At 49.4% G+C, this 21639-nt stretch carries 20 protein-coding genes; 16 read left to right on the forward strand and 4 right to left on the reverse strand.

All coding sequences use genetic code 11. The features are described from left to right. Positions 1 to 417 precede the first annotated feature (417 nt). The 8 genes from P1U47_RS17255 to P1U47_RS17290 all read left to right on the forward strand — a co-directional run bounded on the left by P1U47_RS17255 (position 418) and on the right by P1U47_RS17290 (position 12811). The gene (locus P1U47_RS17255; RefSeq protein WP_301030466.1) at positions 418 to 1314 is read left to right on the forward strand and encodes a hypothetical protein; all 897 of its coding nucleotides are present in this window, start codon (positions 418 to 420) and stop codon (positions 1312 to 1314) included. A gap of 167 nt (positions 1315 to 1481) precedes the next feature. Beyond that, entirely contained in the window at positions 1482 to 3530 is a 2049-nt protein-coding gene (locus P1U47_RS17260; RefSeq protein ID WP_301030467.1) for a YjbH domain-containing protein, read from the forward strand. Continuing rightward, positions 3514 to 4248 carry a dethiobiotin synthase gene (gene bioD / locus P1U47_RS17265; protein ID WP_301030468.1) on the forward strand — a complete coding sequence of 245 codons (735 nt, stop codon included), beginning with the start codon at positions 3514 to 3516 and terminating at the stop codon, positions 4246 to 4248. The genes P1U47_RS17260 and bioD overlap by 17 nt, the downstream gene beginning before the upstream one ends. Before the next feature lie 303 nt (positions 4249 to 4551). Then, positions 4552 to 5607 carry an OmpA family protein gene (locus P1U47_RS17270; RefSeq protein ID WP_301030469.1) on the forward strand — a complete coding sequence of 352 codons (1056 nt, stop codon included), beginning with the start codon at positions 4552 to 4554 and terminating at the stop codon, positions 5605 to 5607. Between the two features lie 29 nt (positions 5608 to 5636). After that, positions 5637 to 8612, forward strand: coding sequence for a thrombospondin type 3 repeat-containing protein (locus P1U47_RS17275; protein WP_301030470.1), 2976 nt, complete (start codon positions 5637 to 5639; stop codon positions 8610 to 8612). 242 nt (positions 8613 to 8854) lie between these two features. Then, entirely contained in the window at positions 8855 to 10642 is a 1788-nt protein-coding gene (locus P1U47_RS17280; protein WP_301030471.1) for an acyl-CoA dehydrogenase C-terminal domain-containing protein, read from the forward strand. 65 nt (positions 10643 to 10707) lie between these two features. Further along, a complete protein-coding gene (locus P1U47_RS17285; RefSeq protein WP_301030472.1) occupies positions 10708 to 12498 on the forward strand; it encodes an acyl-CoA dehydrogenase C-terminal domain-containing protein in 1791 nt (596 codons plus the stop codon). A 124-nt stretch (positions 12499 to 12622) separates the two neighbouring features. Next, complete coding sequence (locus P1U47_RS17290) at positions 12623 to 12811, forward strand: DUF3094 family protein (RefSeq protein WP_301030473.1); 189 nt, start codon at positions 12623 to 12625, stop codon at positions 12809 to 12811. Between the two features lie 84 nt (positions 12812 to 12895). On the opposite strand, the gene P1U47_RS17295 is transcribed toward P1U47_RS17290, so the two are convergent. Together P1U47_RS17295 and P1U47_RS17300 are read right to left on the reverse strand one after the other, a co-directional pair. After that, on the reverse strand, positions 12896 to 13294 hold the full coding sequence (locus P1U47_RS17295) for a hypothetical protein (protein ID WP_301030474.1): 399 nt from the start codon (positions 13292 to 13294) through the stop codon (positions 12896 to 12898). Positions 13295 to 13332: 38 nt separating this feature from the next. Continuing rightward, positions 13333 to 13755 carry a hypothetical protein gene (locus P1U47_RS17300; RefSeq protein ID WP_301030475.1) on the reverse strand — a complete coding sequence of 141 codons (423 nt, stop codon included), beginning with the start codon at positions 13753 to 13755 and terminating at the stop codon, positions 13333 to 13335. A 115-nt stretch (positions 13756 to 13870) separates the two neighbouring features. Between P1U47_RS17300 and P1U47_RS17305 the strand changes: the two genes are divergently transcribed. The 5 genes from P1U47_RS17305 (at position 13871) to cobB (ending at position 16836) form a co-directional block, all read left to right on the forward strand. Then, positions 13871 to 14785: a LysR substrate-binding domain-containing protein gene (locus tag P1U47_RS17305; protein WP_301030476.1), complete on the forward strand. Its 915-nt coding sequence runs from the start codon at positions 13871 to 13873 to the stop codon at positions 14783 to 14785. Positions 14786 to 14879: 94 nt separating this feature from the next. Further along, positions 14880 to 15305, forward strand: a complete 426-nt coding sequence (locus P1U47_RS17310; protein WP_301030477.1) for a VOC family protein — start codon at positions 14880 to 14882, stop codon at positions 15303 to 15305. A 15-nt stretch (positions 15306 to 15320) separates the two neighbouring features. Continuing rightward, the gene (locus P1U47_RS17315; RefSeq protein ID WP_301030478.1) at positions 15321 to 15800 is read left to right on the forward strand and encodes a GNAT family N-acetyltransferase; all 480 of its coding nucleotides are present in this window, start codon (positions 15321 to 15323) and stop codon (positions 15798 to 15800) included. 71 nt (positions 15801 to 15871) lie between these two features. Beyond that, positions 15872 to 16123 (forward strand): NINE protein, encoded by a 252-nt coding sequence (locus P1U47_RS17320; protein ID WP_301030485.1) that lies wholly within the window; start codon positions 15872 to 15874, stop codon positions 16121 to 16123. 2 nt (positions 16124 to 16125) lie between these two features. Continuing rightward, positions 16126 to 16836 carry a Sir2 family NAD+-dependent deacetylase gene (gene cobB, locus P1U47_RS17325; protein WP_301030479.1) on the forward strand — a complete coding sequence of 237 codons (711 nt, stop codon included), beginning with the start codon at positions 16126 to 16128 and terminating at the stop codon, positions 16834 to 16836. A gap of 4 nt (positions 16837 to 16840) precedes the next feature. Here the strand turns inward: cobB and P1U47_RS17330 are convergent, their stop codons facing one another. Next, positions 16841 to 18259 (reverse strand): PLP-dependent aminotransferase family protein, encoded by a 1419-nt coding sequence (locus P1U47_RS17330; protein ID WP_301030480.1) that lies wholly within the window; start codon positions 18257 to 18259, stop codon positions 16841 to 16843. Positions 18260 to 18417: 158 nt separating this feature from the next. Between P1U47_RS17330 and P1U47_RS17335 the strand changes: the two genes are divergently transcribed. Together P1U47_RS17335 and P1U47_RS17340 are read left to right on the forward strand one after the other, a co-directional pair. Then, positions 18418 to 18585 (forward strand): hypothetical protein, encoded by a 168-nt coding sequence (locus tag P1U47_RS17335; RefSeq protein WP_301030481.1) that lies wholly within the window; start codon positions 18418 to 18420, stop codon positions 18583 to 18585. A gap of 10 nt (positions 18586 to 18595) precedes the next feature. Next, positions 18596 to 19384 carry a PhzF family phenazine biosynthesis isomerase gene (locus P1U47_RS17340; RefSeq protein WP_301030482.1) on the forward strand — a complete coding sequence of 263 codons (789 nt, stop codon included), beginning with the start codon at positions 18596 to 18598 and terminating at the stop codon, positions 19382 to 19384. 5 nt (positions 19385 to 19389) lie between these two features. Here the strand turns inward: P1U47_RS17340 and P1U47_RS17345 are convergent, their stop codons facing one another. After that, positions 19390 to 20265 (reverse strand): AraC family transcriptional regulator, encoded by an 876-nt coding sequence (locus P1U47_RS17345; RefSeq protein WP_301030483.1) that lies wholly within the window; start codon positions 20263 to 20265, stop codon positions 19390 to 19392. Between the two features lie 206 nt (positions 20266 to 20471). Between P1U47_RS17345 and P1U47_RS17350 the strand changes: the two genes are divergently transcribed. After that, positions 20472 to 21639 (forward strand): aldehyde dehydrogenase family protein (locus P1U47_RS17350; RefSeq protein WP_301030484.1); only part of this gene is annotated, 1168 nt, incomplete at its 3' end.

Genomic DNA, 21639 nt, shown 5'->3' on the forward strand with positions numbered 1-21639 from the left:
ATAATTGCTCAATATTATGTTAGATGATTCATCGTGTTTGTATGGGATTGCGATTTGCGCGTGGCGTAGAGATTGCATGGAAATAATGAGTCGGTTTGCTGTCTGGCTTTGCGGTAAATAGTAATTCTTTAACAAAAATGCATTTAAATTTTTGGGATTTAATTGCTAGGATAAGCATGTATTGCTATAAGTACCTACAGCTCGTGCAGTTAGCGTAATACTTTGTAGTGCTAGTTAGTTACATGGCCTTCTTAGTTTTATATGCAAAAGACGCTGGAAGTGGGTGCTTTAGTCAATCATAATGCGGTAAAAAAAGTGTATAACACCAGTTGGCTGGTCGTTATTTGGGTGGGGGTCTGGCGCGCTTTGCGTCGATGCTGGCAAATTTAGTTCAAAATGAAAAACCGGAGTTTTACCATGATTAAATCGAAGAAAATGCGGCTTACTATGTTCGCTGCCAGCATTGTTGCAGCTGGAGTGCTCACGGGATGCTTTGATGATGAAAGCGCAGATCCAGTTAGCTCTGCATCGCCAACTGAGTTCTCTGCAACTGCTGCATATGGTGCATTAGTTGGTGCTACTTGTGTTGTAAACGGCACAGTTACTGCTGCTCTCGATTCTTACACTACTGATGCCGATGGTGTTGGTGCAATTAGTGCGACTATTGGCGCTGCTGAATACCCGCTTATCATTAGCTGTACTGGCGGTAATTTCTATAACGAAGCAACCGAAGCAACTGAAGCTAACGACGAAACCCTGAAGTCGATAGTACCTACTGCTGGTGCACTTACCGACGCTGGCGGCAATATTGCTGTTACCACGCTGACTAGCATGGCTGCGGCACTTTATGAGTCTCTTCCTGCTGCGCAGCGTAATTCGTCTACTGCTAACCAGGCTTTAACTAATGTTATTAAGGCTTTGGCTCCTGGCTTGGGTAATGGCGATGGCTTAGATTTGCTGCGCGCGCCAACCGTTGTAAAAAGCTCAGCTAGTACTGTTGCAAACAATGATGCCGGTTATTATGCGTCTATCCTAGCTGGTTTGGCTAAAGCTGGTGCAACATTGACTCCACCACTGTCACCTGCAAAATTGGCTGCTAAGTTAGCGACTGAAGCTGCTGCTGGTACTTTGGATGCGAACGTAGTGTCTGTGCTTAAAGCTAAAACAGCTGAGTTCGCGAATGACAAAGGTACTGCAGCGCTGAAAACTAAAGTAGAGGCGGCACCTGCGCCTACTACTACTGTTACTAAACCTACAACTGGCACTGGTGGCACTGGTGGCACTGGCACTGGTGGTAACGGTAGCACTCTGTAATACCTAAGCTTAGGTTTAAAAAGGGCGGCTTTCAGCTGCCCTTTTTTTTGCGTTAAAATAACAAGCAATTAAAACTAATGATTGAGAGGTTTCCCTTGAGAAGGAAAATTGGGGCTGGACTGTTTATAGCCGTACCAACGCTTGCATTTGCGCAAGGGAATATGAATATGCAGGGCGTTAGTGGCTTGTTAAATGTGCCGGATGCCTCGGTGCTGGAATACGGCACCGCCGCAATTGCTTGGGATAATCAGGTCGATGGTCGTTTTGCTAGGCCTCGAACATTGAATGCCAAGGGGAACGATATTAATTTTGCTGCTGGGGCCTTTCCGCATTTTGAAATGGTCGGTCGCAATGTGGCGCCAGAGAGCACCTCGGGTGGTTCGGATTTATCCTTTAATATTAAAATACAGCTCCCTTGGGAATTGCTGCCAGGCCTGAATTTCGCAATAGGCGAAATGGATTTTGGCGGTTCGGTTAATGAATACGATACCAAGTATGCCGTGGCGACTTGGCAATATGGCCCTATTCGCACCACTCTAGGTGCGGGCACTTACGATGGTCGAGTGGAAGGCACTGGACGACTAGATGGGGTCTATGGTGGCGTGGAGTTTGCCGCAACCGACTGGCTAAGTGTAATTCTAGAAGACGACGCCTATTCAATGAATACCGGTATTCGCTTATCTACTCCACAGCGCTGGCTGCCAAGTGGTTGGCAGGCTTCGATGTTGTGGATGTATTCGGCAGAAGAGGGCGTGGATGACCGCCAAGATTGGTATGGTTTTAATGTAAAAATTCCTTTGGCCGCAGAGTATGCCAGAGTTTTGCCTAAGAGTAGGCCGAGGTCATTAGCGGTGGCAAAGGCGAATACGGTTACCAGTGAATCTTATGATGGTGACTCTGCGCTACAAAATAACCCTTTATTAGCGCCCCCCTCAAGCTCGCCTTCAGAGGCGATGTCTCGCTTAGATACCGCAAATGCCGAAAAAGCACTAAAAAGTCGTTTTGTGGCGGCTAATTTTGAGCAAGTTCGGGTTCAAAAATACGGCCGAGAATGGATTATTGCTTTTGAGAATGTGCAATACAATGCCAATGATATTGACGCTATTGGTGTCGCTGCGGGTGTGGCCGCAATGTCTTTGCCGGAAGGTGATCGCTTTTATTTGCAGTTAGAGAAATATGGCGTAGCAACTTTTGGTCTAGGTGGTGAAGTTAACGCGTGGAAGGCCTTCTTGGGTGGCAATGGTGCGATTCCGGACTCGGAAATGGTGACTGCACCAAGTAATAAATTGCGCCGCCGCAGTACGGGTGGCGGCCTATTTGCCTCTAGCCTGAAAAACAGTATCGACTATTTGGCATTTCGTCCCGATGTCCGTATTCGGCCTATTTTGTCGTCTACAGTAGGGACGGAGTACGGTGTATTTGATTATTCTTTAGCAGCGCGAGCGGATGTGGTTTTACCACTGTGGCCTGGTGCGGCATTTAATGTTAGCCGTGACTGGAATGTTAACGACACCAAAGACTTCACTCGGGAAGGTATATACGGCGGTGTTTTTTATAATCAGCGGGTGACGGAAGGCGTTAAAGACCGAATATTTAGCCAAACATTCCGCCATGGCCAAGGCTTTACCAGTATGATTTCTTATGGCCGCTTCTATGGCGCGGTCGATGGAGCTTCTATTGAAAGTCGCTGGGAACCTGGTGACGGCCGACATCGCTTCAATATTTTAGCAACTGACTTTGAAGAAAAACAGCGCCCCGAAAACACCCATAATGCACGCTTGTTGTCGTATCGATATTTCGCTCAAAGTATTAATAGCGAGGTAAGTATTACAGGCGGCGATTTTTATAATGAGGACTCGGGTTACCGTTTGGAGTTTGTTCAACACGTTGGTGATGTCAGGCTGCATTTGTTGTACAAAACCTCCGAAGACAATTCTTTTGCTACTTTAGGGTTTACGATTCCACTCACGCCGCGCAAGGGTATGACGAGAATTGCTGGTATTCATGCTGAAGGACAGGCTAATTGGGCCTATGGCATTACCACTATTCTTGGTGAGCAGGGTAACCGTTTGGTGTTTGGCCCCAACATCGTTCCTACTGTTTATAACGATTTGCGAAATACCTATTTTAGCGGTGACCGCTTAAATGGTGCTTATATTCGCGCTAACCAAGAGCGTTTGGTTGACGCATGGCAACGTTATGGTGCAACTAAGTAATGGCTTTAGTGGTTTTAGCGTGTTGACCTTAAAATCTAAACACTACTTTATTGCCGGTACCGACACCGATGTGGGTAAAACCCTGATTGCCTGCGGTATTTTACGTGCGGCGGCTAATCTGGGTTTAAAAACCTTGGCGATAAAGCCGGTTGCCGCTGGCGCAGAGCAGACGTCAGAAGGCTTGCGTAATAGTGATGCCGTGATGCTAATTAAGGCAATGACTGAGTCATTGCCTTATGCACAGGTCAATCCAGTTCTCTTGGCACCACCGATCGCTCCCCATATTGCTGCGGATCAAGCGGGTAGGCGCCTGAGTGTGTCCCAGTTGGCGGGCTTCTGTCGCGGGGTAATGATGCGCAAGGCTGATCTGGTGCTTATCGAAGGGGCTGGTGGCTGGCGTGTTCCCCTAAATCAGCGGGAAATGTTGTCTGGTTTGGCGATAGAGCTGCAAATTCCCGTTATTTTGGTGGTCGGCATGAAGCTAGGTTGTATTAGTCATGCGCTGTTAACCGCAGAGGCGATCAAAGCAGATGGTCTGACATTAGCCGGTTGGGTAGCAAATCAAATTGACCCTGAGATGGCGTGTTTTGACGAAAATTTTGCAAGTTTAACGTCATTATTACCGGCGCCTTGTCTTGGGTTGGTACCATATATGCATTCAATCGACGATGGCGATGTGAGTATTGCCCAGTATTTGCAGCTCAGTGTGTTGGCTTGATTTTTGGTCTCCTATGTCGCGCCCATATTTAACTGCTGCAGTTACTTGAGAATCTTTGTTTAGGCGCTTGCGGGGCATAATACCCTTTATCACTTTTCTATTGAGTCTAAAAATACAGGTTAGCTTTAATGTGTGATTGTGGTTTAAACCGCAATCGTTTATCGTTACGCCATATTGACTAATTAACATCGTTATTAATTAGTAACGAAGCTTGCAGTTAAACTAATTGGATTTCTCTAAAACAGATCCTATAAAAATGTAGCTTTGGGGCGTAATTTACGCTCTGTTTAACGGGGATAACAGATGAGTTTAGATCGTTTTCGTACCCTCATATCTATTGGTTGTGCTTTTTTTATGTCCCTGCCCGCCGCTGCGATTGCTGAACAGCCGGCGGCCGTTCCTCACATCTATGCTTTAGGCACTTTGAGTAATGTCGATAGTAACCGTAATGTCGATTCCAGCAGTAATGGTTGGCAGCTTGGTATTGGTTACCCGATAAATGAGCGCCTGTACATAGAGGGTGTGTATTTTGATAATACCTTCGAAACGGGTGATGGAAACGGCAGTGATTTTTATCAATCTGGGTTTGGCGTCGATTTACAATACGGTTTTAATGACCGAGAAACGTTTACGCCCTTTCTGTTGATTGGTGTGGGCGCTGCACAAAATGATGTAGTACCCGATTTTCTCGATGAAGATTCGATTTATTTTAATGCTGGCGTAGGTTTTGTTGGTCGTATTTTAGACTATCAGTGGCTGCGTTATCGCGGTGAAGCTCGCTACGTACAAGACGATTACCTAAATGGTATGAGCGATATTCGTTTTGGTTTGGGATTGGAAATTGCATTAGGGCATCGTAGTACGACGCGCGAGGTTGTGCGGGAAAAAATTATCTATCAGCAGGTGCAAGTTAAGCCTAAAGATAGTGATGGCGACCATATTGTTGATGAATACGATCAATGTCCGAATACCCTTCCCGGGGTTCGAGTTGATAGCACTGGCTGTGCCATAGAACAGCAAAGCCTCGCAATTAAAAATATTACTTTTCACACTAACTCGGCTGAACTCACGCCTCTTGGTGAGCAAACGCTGATGGCTGCCACTGAATTCTTAAACTCGCAAAAGAATATTCAGCTGGAAGTGGCTGGGCATACCGATAATGTTGGTAGTGATGCATATAATTTAGGCTTGTCGCAAAAGCGAGCAACTGCAGTTCGGCAGTTTCTAATAAGCCATGGTATTGCAACATCGCGGGTAAGTGCCAAGGGTTACGGTGAGGCAATGCCTCTTGTTACCAATGCTACGCCGGAAGGGCGGGCTATAAATCGCCGAGTTGAATTTAGCTTAAGCACTCGATAATTATTTAAATGGCTTTAAGGAGTAGGGCAATGCAAATACAGCGGTATTTGGCGGCATTATTGATTGTAATGGCCGCTAGCTTCCAGTTGGTGGGGTGTAAAAAGGCTAACGACGGTAATTCACGATCACAGCCGAGCGGCAGTAACAGTGCGCAAATTGACACTGACGGCGACGGCGTGGTTGATTCAGCGGATAACTGCCCATCAATAGCGAATTTAGATCAGCGCAATACTGATAACGACAGTCAAGGTAATGCCTGTGATACCGACGATGATAATGACAATATCGCCGATACGACCGACAACTGCCCGCTAGTAAGCAACCCTCTGCAAGAAGATAGTGACACCGACGGTATCGGTGATGCATGTGAAGACCGTGATGGCGATTCAGTGCTTGATAGTGTTGATAACTGCCCAGCGATAAGCAATGTTAACCAGCGCGATACCGATGATGATGGTGCTGGTGATGCCTGTGATATTGATGACGATGGTGATGGTGTTAATGACAGCACTGACAACTGCCCTTTGGTGCCGAACTCCTTGCAGACCGATTCTGATAATGATGGCATTGGCGATGTTTGTGAGAATGACTCCGATGGTGATGGCATCCTAAATACCGTCGATAACTGCCCATTAATAGCGAATGAAGATCAAGCTGATGCCGATAACAACGGTACTGGTGATGTTTGTGAAGACGCCGATTCCGATGGTGTTGTTGATTCGATAGATAATTGCCCAACAATCTCAAATGCCAACCAAGTAGACACAGATAGTGATGGCTTGGGTGACGTTTGCGATAGCGACGACGATGGTGACACTGTGCTCGATGGCGCAGATAACTGCCCGCTGGTTGGTAATCAGAATCAGTTAGACTCAGATGACGACGGCACTGGTGATGCTTGTGAGGCAGATGGTGACAATGACGGCGTCTTAAATGGTGTCGATAATTGCCCGTTTGTGGCTAACGCGAGTCAGGCTGACGTGGATAACGACGGTATTGGTGATGCCTGCGACGACTCTGACGCCGATGGCGTTCTAGATACGGTTGATAATTGCCGTGTTAATGCAAACTCTGGGCAAGAAGACCTAGATGCTGATCTTAAGGGTGATGTATGCGACGCCGATAAAGATGGCGATGGTGTAGAGAACGGTGTGGATAATTGCCCACTTGTCGTCAATACCAACCAAACGGATTCAGACAAAGATGGTATTGGTGACGCATGTCAGGAAGATGCCGATGGCGATTTAATCGCAGACATAAATGACAACTGCCCTGATACAGCGAATTTTGACCAAGCTGACACCATTAGCAATAACGGTATTGGTGATGCCTGTGATGATTCTGATACCGACGGCTTAGTGGACAATGCTGATAACTGCCCATTGGTTGCCAATTCGAGCCAGGTAGATACCGACGGTGATGGCGAAGGTGACGCCTGCGACATCGATGATGACGGTGACGGCGTACTAGATGGGCCAGATAACTGTCCTTTAGTGCCAAACTTGGATCAAGACGATGCCGGAAACAATGGTGTAGGTGATGCTTGTGAAGCGGATAACGACGCCGACAACGTTTTAGATGATGTTGATAATTGCCCGACTGTTGCAAATACTGCGCAAACTGATTTTGATGGCGACGGACTTGGCGACGCTTGTGATGACGACATCGACGGCGACACCGTTCCTAACAGCAGCGACAATTGCCCACTACCTAATCCAGGTCAGGAAGTTGACGATAGTGGTAACGCGGTAGCGTGTAATCCTACGGCAATTGCAGAAAACTTTGAATGTACTGCCGGTGCGCCAGCAGGTTCTACTGTAGCTGCAATCGAAACGGGTTTGGTTTGTACCATCACTGATTTGACCGCTCCTTTGTTGGACGGTTGCTCGGTAGTCTCGGCAGATAATGCAATAGACCTAGATTTGGCCTCATTTGCGATCATTAACTATGATATTGGTGTGCTTGATGCGCCATTACTTGGCGATGGTGGTTTGGGCTTAACGGGTTCGCAAACCTTGCAAGTGACTATGCCAGCGCCAATTGCTTCAGGGCAAGTTGCGGGCTTTATTATTAGTATTCCCAATAGCACTGTTGATTTAAGTATTACGCGTCGTATTAGCGTTAAAACTTACTTAAATGGCGTGCAAAATGGCGGTGCGGGTGTCGGTGAAAACACCGAGATCTCATTGCTTGGTCAGGGTGTTGTTCGTACTGACAATGCTTTGTTCCCTGCATTTGATCCAATGGATCCCGCTACCGCAATTGATCCGGGCGCATTTAGCTTCCCAGATCCCGCTGCGGCAAATAATGAAGTGAAGTACCTACTTGGTTTCATCGCACCAAATGACTTTGATCGCATCGAATTGGTGATTGATGCGCAATTGCTAACAGTTGATTTAACTGAGGCTGTGAAAGTCTATGAAACCTGTGTCGCCGCGGCACCCACTGGTGCAATGGATCCTAGCGTTCCAAGTAGTGGTGGTGATCCTGCTGCGCAACTGCAAACTCTGTTCGAAACGGTTGCCGATCCATTAGATGTGGCTGGTGTGATTGCAACGTTGTCTGGCAATCCCCCAGAGCAGTTACAGCTGCTGTTGGATTCCTTATCGGGAGCTAGTCAAGGCGAGTTGGAAACCATCGTTAATATGTTGGTGGCAGGAACGCCTCAGCAAACACAGGATTTAATTAATGTGTTAACTGGACTTGCCGGCAGTGTTGGTGGGGCGGCTAGTGTTGATGAGTTACTTACCATTCTTACTGGTTTGGCGAGTGGTGATGTTTCAACTGCGCCACAGAATTTAATTAGTTTGTTAGACAGTCAGCCAATTGACACTCAAATTGACTTGACGAATATTTTGCCCGGTCTTGTTGTGGGTGATCAGGAAGCATTAATAGGCACGTTAACTGACTTGGCTAATCCAGCGTTAGTGACCGATGCTATTAATGGTGTAGTCGCTGATCCGACCACGTTAGCTAGTTTGCTCGGTGGTTTATTTGGTGGCTAAGTTCTGAGTGTAATGAGTATATGTTGAATAAAAACCCCGGTCTTCCGGGGTTTTTTGCATTCTGGGGGTTCAATTCTCGGATTTGTAACGGTTTATCGAGTTTAGGCGCATTAAATGCTTGAGCTTTTCTTTATGGGCAAATCCAAAAACACTTGCAAGACGTAATAAAAGCGCTATAGTTGTCACTGTCAACATTGCCCGGCAGGCACTGCCGCGGCTACCATGCACATGAGGTCATTACCATGCCGCAATATACAGCTCCGCTCCGCGATATTAATTTCGTGTTAAAAGATGTACTCAAGAGCGATAAACATTTCGCTAGTCTCGCTACTCGTGAAGAAGTAAGCGAAGACTTAATGGACGCGATCATTAGTGAAGGCGCCAAGTTTTCTGAAAATGTGCTTTCTCCATTAAACCAGCCTGGCGACCAGGAAGGCTGCACATGGTCGGAAGACGGCGTAACCACACCTAAAGGCTTTAAAGAAGCTTATAAGCAATATGCAGAAGGCGGTTGGCCGTCGATGACCGCTAACCCTCAGTTCGGTGGTCAAGGCTTGCCAAATTCTTTGGGTTTGGTAGTAACCGAGATGGTCAGCTCGGCCTGCTGGTCTTGGGGTATGTATACCGGTTTGTCGCAGTCCGCCGCGCGTTTGCTCGAGGCTTATGCCAGCGATGAATTGCAGGAAACGTATTTAGGTAAAATGACTGAAGGTACTTGGGGCGGCACCATGTGCTTAACCGAGTCTCATTGCGGCTCAGACCTTGGTCTGCTGCGCACCAAAGCCGAGATCAATGCTGACGGTAGTTATAGCGTCACCGGCACCAAGATTTTTATCTCGGGCGGTGAGCACGACATGATGGAGAATATCATCCATTTGGTTCTGGCACGGGTTGAAGGCGCGCCAGAGGGCACCAAGGGTATTTCACTGTTTGTAGTACCGAAGTTTCTGCCCGACGAAAATGGTGAAGTCGGTGAGCGCAACGGCGTGCACTGCGGCAGTATTGAACACAAAATGGGCATTAAAGCGTCTGCGACTTGCGTGATGAATTTCGACAGCGCCAAAGGCTTTTTGGTTGGCGAAGAAAATCGTGGCCTGAACGCCATGTTCCATATGATGAACTCAGCGCGTTTGGGCACGGCTTTGCAGGGCTTGTCCGCCGGTGAAGCGTCGTTCCAAGGTGCGCTGGCTTATGCTAAAGATCGTCTGCAAATGCGCTCCTTGAGTGGCCCGAAAAACCCGAATGGCCCCGCGGATCCATTGATTGTTCACGCCGATGTGCGCCGTATGCTGCTCACCCAAAAGGCCTTTGCTGAAGGCAGCCGCGCCTTTATCTATTGGGTTGCGCAATTGGTTGATACCTTCTATTTCTCTGGCGATGAGCAGGCGCGCAAAGACGCAGAAGAGCTTTCTGAGCTGCTGACGCCAATCGCCAAGGCCTTTGTAACCGAAACCGGCCTAGAATCTGCCAACTACGGCATGCAGGTCTTTGGTGGTCATGGCTTTATTTCTGAGTGGGGCATGGAGCAGATTGTTCGTGATTTGCGCATCTCTACTCTGTATGAAGGCACCACCGGTATTCAAGCACTCGATTTACTTGGCCGTAAGGTCATGGGCAGCGGTGGTAAGCAGTTGATGGTGTTTACTAAAATCATCCACAACTTCTGTAAAGAGCAGCAAGACAAACCAGGCATGGCGCCTTTTGTCACTAAACTTGCTGAATTGAATAAAGAGTGGGGCGAAATTACCGGTAAATTGGGTGAAAAAGCCATGAACAATGCCGACGAAGTGGGCGCGGCCTCGGTTGATTACCTCATGTATGCCGGCTATGTGTCGCTGGCGTTTATGTGGGCGCGGATGGTATCAGTAGCGCTGGATGGTGATGCCGAAGACGCTTTCCTGCAGGCCAAAGTGAAAACTGCCAATTTCTATTATCAGCGTCTATTGCCGCGTACTGAGTCGCATAAAATTGCGATGCTGAACGGTGCCGATAGCCTGATGGACATGCCTGAAGATGCCTTTGCATTTTAATTTGTACTAAAAACCCATTTTGATTGCGGCGACCTTGTGTCGCCGCTTGTCTAGAGGAACTCCGAATGCCTGAATATAAAGCTCCCCTACGCGATATGCAGTTTGTGTTACACGATGTTTTTCACGCTGAACAGCTCTGGCAAACCATGCCCGCAATGGAAGACGTCAACCGGGAATTGGCTGATGCCATATTGGAAGAAAGCGCCAAAATTAACGAGAGCCTGATCGCGCCTTTGAGCCAGCCTGGCCACGAAGAAGGTGTGACTTGGACAGATGGTGTCGTGACTACACCCAAAGGTTACCCCGAAGCCTTTAAACAATTGGCTGACGGCGGCTGGGGTGGGCTGTCTGGTGCGCCAGAGTATGGTGGCCAGACCATGCCAAAGATGTTGGTGCTATTGTTTGAAGAGATGCTGTACTCCTCAAATATCGCCATGGGCCTTTATTTAACGCTGACCTCGGGCGCAGCACTGGCGATTGCCAGCCACGCATCTGAAGAACTCAAAACCAAATTTCTGCCAAACATGTATTCGGCCAAATGGGCTGGTGCCATGTGCTTGACCGAAAGCCACGCCGGTACTGACCTCGGCATGATTCGGACCAAGGCGGTGCCCCAAGCTGACGGCAGCTACAGCGTTAGCGGTACCAAGATTTTTATCACCGGCGGCGACCAGGATTTGACCGAGAACGTCATCCATTTGGTGTTGGGGAAACTGCCAGACGCCCCAGCCGGTTCTAAAGGTATTTCTCTTTTCTTGGTACCAAAGTTTAAAGTTAACGACGATGGTAGCCTGGGCGAGGCCAACGGCGTGAGCTGCGGCAGCATTGAACACAAAATGGGTATTAATGCGTCAGCGACCTGCGTAATGAACTTCGACGGCGCTGAAGGCTATTTGGTTGGTGAAATCAATCGCGGCCTGCAGGGTATGTTCACCATGATGAACTACGAGCGTTTATCGGTGGGTATTCAGGGCTTGAGCGCGGCCGAGGCGGCGTATCAATGGTCTTCTATCTACGCTCGCGAGCGCACTCAAAGCCGCGCGCCATCTGGCCCCGTGAATAAAGATGGCGCCGCAGATCCGATCATTGTGCACCCCGATGTACGCCGCATGCTGCTCACCCAAAAAGCCTATGTAGAAGCAGGGCGCGCTTTTGCGGTATACGTTGGCAAGCAATTGGATTTGTCTAAATTTGCCAGTGGCGACACCCAAGAGCGTGGTGCGGCTATGGTTGAATTGCTAACCCCAGTAGCCAAAGCATTTCTTACCGATAAAGGCCTTGAAGGCACTGTGCACGGCCAACAGATTTTTGGTGGCCACGGCTATGTGCGCGAATGGGGTATGGAGCAGTTGGTGCGTGATGTGCGTATTAGCCAGATTTATGAAGGCACCAACGGTATTCAAGCACTGGACTTAATGGGTCGTAAGATTGCTGCTAACGGCGGTCAAACCTTGGCGTTGTTAGTTGCTGAAATGCGCGAGTTTAGCGCTTCAGCTGCGGCGGTGCAGGGTATGGACGAGTTTCTAAGCCCGCTGAATGAGGCGGTAGATAACCTCGAGTCACTATCTGCTTATGTGCTTGAACAGACTAAAAATGGTGATGCTAACGCGATTGGCGCGGCTTCGGTCGAATTCCTCCACGTTATGGGCTTCACGCTTTATACCTATATGTGGGCAATGATGTGCAAAGCCGTATTGAGTGGTGACTGCGCGCAGGGCGAAGCCTTTGCGCAAGCGAAGCTGCACACCGCACGCTTCTTTGTGCAGCGCCTATTGCCACAGGCCAAAGGCTTGAGCGAGTCTATTCGCAACGGCAGTGCGAGCTTGATGGATATTCCAGAAGAAGCGTTTATCTAAATTTGGGTTAAGCGGTAAAGCTGGAGAAGAAGGCGGCATCTTGCGATAATGATGCCGCCTTTTTTATTGCCTGCTATTTTGGCTGTTAGCCAAAGTGCGGTGATGCCTATACCGTGGTGAACCAATGGAAAACGAACACAATAAGCTCAACCCAGAAGACCAAGCTAAGGTCGATGCCTTTTTAAAGCAAGGTTATAACGAGACTGACCGTAAGCCCTTTAGGCCACTGAAATTATTAGGAATTTTGTTTGTTATTGTGTCTTTGATTACCGGCGGCAGTTTAATACTTGCTCGCATGAGTGGCGTTCACTGAACGCCGTCTAGTGCGTAATTTTGTGGTGTACTCGAAGGACGCAATTTCTTGTTACACTCCGCGCTTTTGCGGCGCAGGGCTATATCAGCCAAGCTTTTTCATGTCTACAGCAAAGTAGCGATACCAAACGCTGTGCTCTTCCTGGGGCGACTGCTTCCAGCCATATTGAGTCGGCCGCTCGGTTTCAATCGCAAGGGTGCCAAATAGCAGCCAATCGTATAGCGCTAATAAATTACACATATTCTTCGCAGAATTTTTACCCCGGGCATGATGATGGTGATGCTGGGTGGGGAAGGTAATAATATGGCAGAGGCCGCGCATGGTCTTACGCACCCAGGGCCAAGGGTGATTCAAAAAATATAAATCGTAATTCCAGTTAACGTGGTTATGGGCTGCCCACAGGCCCTTGAATGCCGTGCCAATCAAAAATACCTCAGTAAGCCCCAAGTAAAGACACAAAAACTGGAACCGGAAATTGGGCATGATGAACCAGAACAGCCAATGCTCAACAAAGGTTTGGGTTACACTGAGTTCGCCGCGGCCCTCGTTACCACCCGAGAAGTGGTAGGGCGGCGGCCGATTTTGTTTAGCTGCTGAAAAATAAATAGGGGCTTCCAGCGCGGCCGCCGTGCGTAGGAAAAGAAATGGGCGCCACTGTGCAATAACTCTTCAATAAAAATATAGGCAATGAGCACCGGCCAAAAATAAGCCTCTTCTAGCCAACTTAGACCGCCTTGAAACTGCGGGACGAGTAATGTGTCAAGCCAGGCGATGGCAAATATCAGCGCGGGGCGTTGAATAGTGCTAAGGCCTAGCGAGGCAATGACCGCCATGCCCCAGTCTTCGCGGGTTTTTTTGCCGTTGCTATTGCGGCCCGACTGCCACTCCCACGCGGAGGCCAGAATAATAAATAGAATTACTGAGAGGCTAACGACTTTGTCCATGGCTGTATTCCTAATGCGCTTTATTGTTCTAACAGCATAGCGATCTTTGGTTATTTGTAAATTTGATGTTATATATAATAATTATCCATATTTAATATAATGAAGCCTAACTGATATGCTCAATTTACGCGGCGTTGACCTCAATTTGCTTTCGATCTTCGATGCCCTGATGCATGAAGAGAATATGACTCGCGCGGCTGATCGCTTGGGTATGAGCCAGCCAGCCATGAGTGCAGCGCTGCAGCGGCTGCGCCTCACTTTTAAAGATGAGTTATTTATCCGCAGCCGTCTAGGAATGCAGCCAACGCCGCGAGCCCATGCCATTTACCCTCAAATTAGGGAGGCGCTGGCCTTAATTCGTGGTGCCCTAGCCAAAGATCAGCACTTTGAGCCAAGTGTCGATGAGCGCTGCTTTCGCCTACTCGGCGATAATTATTTTGAAGCCGTCGCCCTTGGTCCGTTAATGGCCCAGTTGCAGCAAGCAGGTTCAGGCCTGACGGTAGAGGCCCTGCCCTTTAGCGGTCAGGAGCAGGATCATTCCCTTAGTTTACGGCGAATAGACGTCGATGTAGTTATTGATTACCTGCCCTTGGCGCAGGACTATATTTGTAGCGAGTTACTCGCCGAGGAGCGTTTGGTGGTGATTGCCAGCGCCGATCATCCGCGGGTTCAAACTGAGCTCTCGCTGGAACAATACCTCGCCGAAGAGCATGTGTTTTTACCCCAGCGCAGCCGCGAGCGGAGTCAGTTAGAGCAGGCTTTGGGCGGTAAGCCCCTGCCGCGTAAAAAAGCGGCGCAGGTGCAGAATTTTTCCAGTATGTTGCCGGTGGTAGCGGCCACAGATTATCTCGCAGTGATGCCGTCGCGAATTCAGAAAATTTACGCAGGGGCGTTTGATTTACAGTGTTTTCAATTTCCATTGCCGATTGCGCCGATACCGATATGGATGATGTGGCCGGCTGCATTAGATGGGGATCTTGCGCAACAGTGGTTTCGCGGGCAGCTGCGGGGCTTGGTCAATAAGCTTTAATGATCGTCGTGTTTAGGCGGCAAGTATTTAGACTAGGGACGTGGGCATTTGTTAGTCTGATTGGCAATGTGCTCCACTTAGAAGAGGTGTCGTTATGTCTGCTGTTTTGACTCATATCGCGCTACATGTTTCTGACCTAGACGCCTGTATAACTTTTTACCAAGATTATGCGGGTCTAAAATTAATCCATCAGCGTGAAAATAAGGCGGGGGGCGAGGTTGTTTGGCTGGCCGAAGAGGGCCGTGAGCAGGAGTTTATTTTAGTGTTGCTACCAGGTGGCCCAGGCCGTAAGCAGCTCGATACTGATTTTTCGCATTTGGGCTTTGCGCTGCCTAGTCGCGCTGCGGTGGACGCCATTGCCGAACAAGCAGATTTGGATGGCATACTCGCATGGGCTACACGAGAAGAACCTTATCCTGTTGGCTATTACTGTGGCCTGCGCGATCCCGACGGTAACTTTGTGGAATTCAGTTATGGTCAGCCCCTAGGGCCTGGCGCCGATGCAGCAAAGCTAAATTGAGTATTGGTCTGTTTTATGAAGATTGAAATTGCCGATTACCAAAACCCCCAAGATAGAGCTGGGATTGTGAAGTTAATGGCAGCGTATGCTTTAGACCCTATGGGTGGCGGCGAAGCATTGCCCGACGCGGTATTGGCGAATTTGTGTGATGCTCTCGCCAGTGAAGTTGGCGCCATTAGCTTGTTGGCCTTTGACGGCGACAGCGCGGTGGCACTGCTCACCGCGCTGCGCGGCTTCTCAACGTTTAAGTGCCAGCCGCTGCTCAATATTCACGACGTGATGGTCTTGCCCGAATACCGTGGTCAGGGCTTGAGCGCACAAATGATTACACAGCTTGAAGCGTATGCGCGGCGTCATGCTTACTGCAAAATGACACTGGAGGTGTTGGCGAATAATATCGGCGCGCAGCGAGTGTACGAGCGTTGTGGCTTCGCGCCATACCAGCTCGATCCGGAGCAGGGCGCGGCGAGCTTTTGGCAGAAAGCGTTGATTTAGTTTGTGCTCACAACATCTATTGTAATAAACCACCAAGAAAAGGCATTCATTAATGAAAGGGACGGTACTCGATTTTAAAGACGGCATTGTTCGCATTTTTCTTTGGGGTGTTTGGCGTTCATAAATTTTACTTGGGCTATACCAAACAGGGGGTGATTATGGCGCTGGCCTTTCTGTTTGGTTTTGTTCTGGCGGGTTTGCCTTCCCTCGCTATAGCGATAATTGCCTTTGTTGAGTTTATTCTTTACATCATTAAATCAGGCGCTGAATTTGAGCAGACCTATGTGCTCAGCCAGCGGCCTTGGTTTTGGGGTCGGATATAAGTATGACGTATCAGCGGGTAGTGGTATTGACCGGTGCGGGAATTTCCGCAGAGTCGGGTATTAAGACTTTTCGTGCGGCAGATGGCCTTTGGGAGGAGCACCGAGTTGAAGACGTGGCGACCCCAGAGGGTTTTGCTGCCAACCCAGAGTTAGTGCAGCGTTTCTACAATGAGCGCCGCCGCCAATTATTAAGCGCAGAGGTAGCGGTAAATCCCGCTCATGTAGCGCTTGCTGAATTTGAGAAAAAATTTAGCGGTGAATTTTTACTCGTTACTCAAAACATTGATGATCTTCACGAGCGCGCGGGCTCGCAAAAACTTATTCATATGCACGGCGAATTACTCAAAATGCATTGCAGCTATAGCGGTGTGGTCTATCCAATCGACACCGATATCAGTACCGAGGCTCGCTGCGCCTGTTGCGGGCTTCGCGGCGGCCTGCGCCCGCACATCGTCTGGTTTGGCGAGATGCCCTTGGGAATGGATGAGATTTACACCGCCCTGGAGCAGTGTGATTTGTTTATTGCAGTGGGTACCTCGGGCAATGTTTATCCCGCGGCAGGGTTCGTGCAAGCCGCGGCGAGTGTTGGCGCTCATACCATAGAAGTGAATCTCGAACCCTCAGCGCTGCAATCGGCATTTTCAGAAACTCGGTATGGGCTGGCGAGTATTGAATTGCCGCGTTTGCTCAATGAATTGTTGAATGCGTCGTAAGGGCTTAGTCGCATTGCGCGCGGGCCAGTGCGCCCAGCGTGGCTAGGCCTTGCTCTAATTGTAAATTCCATGGACAGGCACAGGAAATTCGCAAGCAGTGGCGATATTTCTCGCTGGCGGTAAACAGTGGGCCAGCGGCAATACTGATATTTTTTGCTAGTGCCTGTTCGGCTAACAATAATGTGTCGACCTGCTTGGGAAGCTCCAGCCACAGCGCATAGCCACCACGAGGTTGCGTTATTTGGGTGCCGTTAGGCATATGCCGCGCTAAGGCTTCTCGGATGCGCGCCGTTGAGGTGGCCAGTGCGGCGCGCATACGGTGCAGATGACGGTCGTATTCGCCGCTGAGCAGTAGGCGCTCGGCAGCTAATTGGGGAATGGTTGCACTGGCGGCATTTAGGGTAAATTTTTGGTAGTTCAGCTCTTCGCTGTATTTGCCACCGGCGATCCAGCCGATTCGCAGGCCAGGCGAGAGCGATTTCGATAGCGAGGAGCAATACAACACATCGCTGGCGTTGTCATGATACTTGGCAATTCCAGGGCGCTGTTGCTCAAAACTCAATTCACCGTATATATCATCTTCAATCAGTGGAATGTGCGCGGCGCTGAGCATGGCCACCAAGTCTCCTTTGCGGGTATCACTTAATGTGGCGCCGGTGGGGTTGCTAAAGTTGGTGACCACAATACAGGCTTTGACTGGCCATTTTTCAATTGCTAACTGCAAGGCTTCTAGAGAAATGCCGTGCTGAGGGTCAGTGGGTATTTCTAGGGCTTGTAGCCCAAGTGAGTCAATTATCTGAAGCAGCCCGTAAAACAGCGGTGATTCTAACGCAACAATATCGCCCGCTTTACAAGTAACTTTTAGGGCCAGATATAAAGCTTCTTGGCAGCCTTGAGTAATGGTGATGTCGTCGGCTTGTAGTTGGCAGCCGAGCGCATTCATGCGTTTGGCAAGTTGTTGGCGCAAGCCTAAATAGCCTGGTGGAAACTCATAACCATTGCCGCGGCAGTGGGGGTGGCGGGCCGCGCTTGCTAAAGCGCGCTCAAGCGCGGTTACGGGTAAAAAGCTGGCATCGGGAACAGTAGCTCCCAAGCGCAGCATATTAGGTCGGTTGGCTGCAGATATGACCTGCATTACCCGTTGTTGGCTACCGATGAGGGTGGGTTTAGTATTGGGCCGAGATTCGCTAGGGCAACACACCATGTTTTCAAAGCGAGCTTTAATATAAAAGCCGGAGCGAGGCCGCGCCTCGATATATTGTTCCTGCTCCAAATAGCGGTAAGCGGCCAGCGCGGTAGACAGGCTGACACCGTGGGCTTCACTGGCTTGGCGCACGCCGGGCAGCTTGTTACCAATTTTGAGCTGACCTTGTTCTATATGCTTGGCGATCTGACTGGCAATTTGCCGGTAGCGTGGTGGCATTGAGCTTTCCTCGTGGGAGCTGTTATGCATAACAGATACTTATAATGTTGGTCTGTACTGCATCAAAATAAAAATAGTGTATCTGTTATGGTTTTCCGTGTCGCGCTAATCTGGGGTCGTGCAAGTCGCTGCACGGATGACGCGGAAAGGAGTCAGTAATGAAGACGTTAAAGCCACTTTTTTACTATTTAAAAAGCGTACCGCTATTATCGTATTTGGCTAATACCTTGTTCGTCGCAGTCGTGCTGGCGGTGATAATAATATTACTTGCGGGCGAGAGCGGAATAAGCGCTCAGGAACGGGAGTGGTGGTGGAATATTCATTAGGATTGAAATTATGAAATATTACGTTGTTGATGCTTTTAGTTCTGAGCGGTTTGCGGGTAACCCCGCCGCGGTGTGTTTGCTTGAGGGCGAAATGTCAGATGCGGAGATGCAGTCTTTGGCCGCTGAGTTTAATTTGTCTGAGACTACGTATTTACGATTATTGCCTGACGGTCGTTATAGCTTACGCTGGTTCACACCGCTGACCGAGGTCAATCTCTGTGGTCACGCAACATTGGCGGCCGCCCATGTGCTGTGGCAGCAGTGTGCTATTGCCAGCACTGCTCTGCGTTTCGAAACTCGCAGTGGTGAGCTGGCTGCTAGTTTGCTCGCCGATGGCATCGCGCTGGAATTTCCCCTCGTGGTGACTCAGCCTCTTGCTGACGATACGCAATTGCGTGGTGTGGCGGATAATATTCTCGCGACGTGTCGCGCTGGCGAGGATTTGCTCATAGAACTGGCTGATGTCGCAACAGTGCAGAGTTTTATACCAGACCTCGCTGCGGTTTCTGCCCTGCCAGCGCGGGGTTTGATTGTAACTGCCAAGACCGGTGGCGGGGGTGGGAATCAGGTGGATTTTGTTTCGCGGTTTTTTGCACCGGCTGCAGGAATTGATGAAGACCCAGTAACGGGCTCCGCCCATTGCGCTTTGGCGCATTACTGGTCGCAAAAATTGGGCCGTGAGACTATGCGGGGCAGGCAGCTATCTACTCGTGGCGGTGAAGTTGGGGTGGCAATTGCTGGCGACAAAGTGATTTTGTCGGGGCAGGCAGTGACCGTGATGGGCGGCGAGATTTTTTAAGCGTGTTAACTGCGGCGGTGCTGGCGATATTCGCTAGGTGCGAGGCCAATGGTCTTTTTAAATAGCCGAGAAAAATAATAAGCGTCGTCGTAACCCACTGCGCCGGCTACCTGTTTGACCGATTGGCTGGTGCTGTCGAGTAAATAGCAGGCTCGCTGAATTTTCATATTAATAAAATACTGAATTGGCGACTGGCCGGTGTGGGCTTTAAACTTTTTGGTGAAGTGGTACTTCGATAATTTGGCGCCTGCCGCCAGTTCGTCGAGGTTGAGCTGGCCGTGAATATGCTCCTGCATGGTGGCGCGCAGTCGCTCCCAGTTTAAGGCCTTACCGCTTTGCGGGCGTTGTTGGCGTACTAATAAGGCGATGTAGCTGAGCAGCGCCTGCAGTTGATGGCCACCCTGCATAAATTCGGCAAATTGATAGGCGCTGCGGCGCAGCTCAGAAAGGCCGTCAAAAATGCGTACCACTCGCGGTTGCACGCCAATATTCACGCAGGGGCTGCTGAGTTGAATGTGTTGGTAAAAATCCGCAGCGAGCTTACCTTGAAAATGTAGCCAGTAAATTGTCCATGGGTCTTTGGCGTCGGCTTTGTAAGCGTGAGGATGATCTGGTGGCAGCAGAATAATATCGCCGCTATTGATGCGGTAGTGTTTGTCGTCGCACATTAAAGTGCCTTTGCCGGCAATGCAGTAAATAAGTAGATGGCTGTCGTGTTGTTGGCGCTGCATGCGGTGGCCAAAAGCGGCGGGGTAATAGCCCATGGCAAGGGGGTACAAACCCTCGGTTAAGGGGTGGGCGGCCAGCTGAGTTTGCACAAATTGCGGTGTGAGGAAGCGAATACCCTGAGGTGGTAGTGGCCAATCTGAGGTAATGGGCATGTTAAGCCTTTGGATTTAAGGGGTTTTTTTCTAATTTTCGAGTAATGTGTAGACCAAAGTCTATGCGCAATATAATCCATCAAGTCGGCAATATAATCAATCCTACCGGATTCCTAACTGTGTTTATATGGTTGCCCTATTTATGCGCAGCTGGACGTGAGCCAGCTGAGCTATTGTAAGCCACAAAAATAACCCGGAGAGATACCATGGCCGCTGAAACCGCCGTTGCTACTACAGAAGAGGCGCAACTTGTGCAGTCTCTGATTGCCCGCTCGCGCGCCGCGCAAGCTCAGATTGCCGATTATAGCCAAGAGCAAGTCGACGAACTGATCACCGCTATGGTGTGGTCTGTTGCCCGTCAAGACGTTGCTGAGAAAATTGCTAAGTTCACGGTAGAAGAGACCCAGCTTGGTAACTATGACGGCAAGTTCCTGAAAATATTCAAAAAAACTCGCGCCGCACTGTTCGATATTATCAATGACAAGTCAGTGGGCGTGCTGGAAGAAGACAAAGAACGCAATATCGTTAAAATCGCTAAGCCAGTTGGTGTTATCGGCGCATTAACGCCTTGCACCAACCCAGAAGCGACGCCGGTGATTAAGGCAATCTCTGCCATTAAAGGTCGTAATTCGATTATTGTTGCGCCGCACCCGCGCTCTAAGCTAACCAATAAGATGATCTGCGATTTGATGCGCGGCGCGCTTAAGGCCTGCGGTGCTCCCGAGGATTTGGTTATTTCTATGGACAGCCCGTCGATGGAAGGCACTGCTGAATTGATGAAGCAGTGCGACCGTATTCTGGCTACCGGCGGCGCGCCAATGGTTAAATCTGCATACTCAAGCGGCACCCCAGCACTGGGTGTGGGCGCAGGTAATGCGGTTATCACTGTTGATGACACTGCAGACCTAGACGAAGCAGCTGAAAAAATCCGTATTTCTAAAACCTTGGATCTGGCGGCATCCTGCTCTTCAGACAACGCGGTTATCGCCTTTGAATCAAACGTCGACGCGCTGCTTGAAAAACTGCAAGCCCAGGGCGGCTATATCTGTAACGCTGAAGAGAAAGCTAAGTTGCAGAGTATCATTTGGGAAGATGGTCACATCGCGGCACGTATCGTTGCTCAGCCCGCTAGCGTTCTGGCTGAAATGTCGGGTATTGACCTGCCCGAAGGCAAGACCTTCCTAATCGTGCCAGAAACCGGCGCCGGCCCAGAGTACCCCTTCTCTGGCGAGAAGATGTCTGTTGTGATGGCTTTCTACACGGTGAAAGACATTGACGGCGCTATTGCCATGACCAACGCCATTCAGGCGTATCAGGGGCAAGGCCACTCATGCGGTATTTATTCCTACAGCGATGAGAACATCATGAAGTTTG

It is taken from the genome of Zhongshania sp., from assembly GCF_029212375.1.
Taxonomy (GTDB): domain Bacteria; phylum Pseudomonadota; class Gammaproteobacteria; order Pseudomonadales; family Spongiibacteraceae; genus Spongiibacter.

What these genes read in the sequence shown, in the direction of transcription:
- P1U47_RS17255 (WP_301030466.1), top strand. Translation starts at nt 418, where the DNA reads ATGATTAAATCGAAGAAAATGCGGCTTACTATGTTCGCTGCCAGCATT.
- P1U47_RS17260 (WP_301030467.1), top strand. Translation starts at nt 1,482, where the DNA reads ATGCAGGGCGTTAGTGGCTTGTTAAATGTGCCGGATGCCTCGGTGCTG.
- bioD (WP_301030468.1), top strand. Translation starts at nt 3,514, where the DNA reads ATGGTGCAACTAAGTAATGGCTTTAGTGGTTTTAGCGTGTTGACCTTA.
- P1U47_RS17270 (WP_301030469.1), top strand. Translation starts at nt 4,552, where the DNA reads ATGAGTTTAGATCGTTTTCGTACCCTCATATCTATTGGTTGTGCTTTT.
- P1U47_RS17275 (WP_301030470.1), top strand. Translation starts at nt 5,637, where the DNA reads ATGCAAATACAGCGGTATTTGGCGGCATTATTGATTGTAATGGCCGCT.
- P1U47_RS17280 (WP_301030471.1), top strand. Translation starts at nt 8,855, where the DNA reads ATGCCGCAATATACAGCTCCGCTCCGCGATATTAATTTCGTGTTAAAA.
- P1U47_RS17285 (WP_301030472.1), top strand. Translation starts at nt 10,708, where the DNA reads ATGCCTGAATATAAAGCTCCCCTACGCGATATGCAGTTTGTGTTACAC.
- P1U47_RS17290 (WP_301030473.1), top strand. Translation starts at nt 12,623, where the DNA reads ATGGAAAACGAACACAATAAGCTCAACCCAGAAGACCAAGCTAAGGTC.
- P1U47_RS17295 (WP_301030474.1), bottom strand. Translation starts at nt 13,294, where the DNA reads ATGCCCAATTTCCGGTTCCAGTTTTTGTGTCTTTACTTGGGGCTTACT.
- P1U47_RS17300 (WP_301030475.1), bottom strand. Translation starts at nt 13,755, where the DNA reads ATGGACAAAGTCGTTAGCCTCTCAGTAATTCTATTTATTATTCTGGCC.
- P1U47_RS17305 (WP_301030476.1), top strand. Translation starts at nt 13,871, where the DNA reads ATGCTCAATTTACGCGGCGTTGACCTCAATTTGCTTTCGATCTTCGAT.
- P1U47_RS17310 (WP_301030477.1), top strand. Translation starts at nt 14,880, where the DNA reads ATGTCTGCTGTTTTGACTCATATCGCGCTACATGTTTCTGACCTAGAC.
- P1U47_RS17315 (WP_301030478.1), top strand. Translation starts at nt 15,321, where the DNA reads ATGAAGATTGAAATTGCCGATTACCAAAACCCCCAAGATAGAGCTGGG.
- cobB (WP_301030479.1), top strand. Translation starts at nt 16,126, where the DNA reads ATGACGTATCAGCGGGTAGTGGTATTGACCGGTGCGGGAATTTCCGCA.
- P1U47_RS17330 (WP_301030480.1), bottom strand. Translation starts at nt 18,259, where the DNA reads ATGCCACCACGCTACCGGCAAATTGCCAGTCAGATCGCCAAGCATATA.
- P1U47_RS17335 (WP_301030481.1), top strand. Translation starts at nt 18,418, where the DNA reads ATGAAGACGTTAAAGCCACTTTTTTACTATTTAAAAAGCGTACCGCTA.
- P1U47_RS17340 (WP_301030482.1), top strand. Translation starts at nt 18,596, where the DNA reads ATGAAATATTACGTTGTTGATGCTTTTAGTTCTGAGCGGTTTGCGGGT.
- P1U47_RS17345 (WP_301030483.1), bottom strand. Translation starts at nt 20,265, where the DNA reads ATGCCCATTACCTCAGATTGGCCACTACCACCTCAGGGTATTCGCTTC.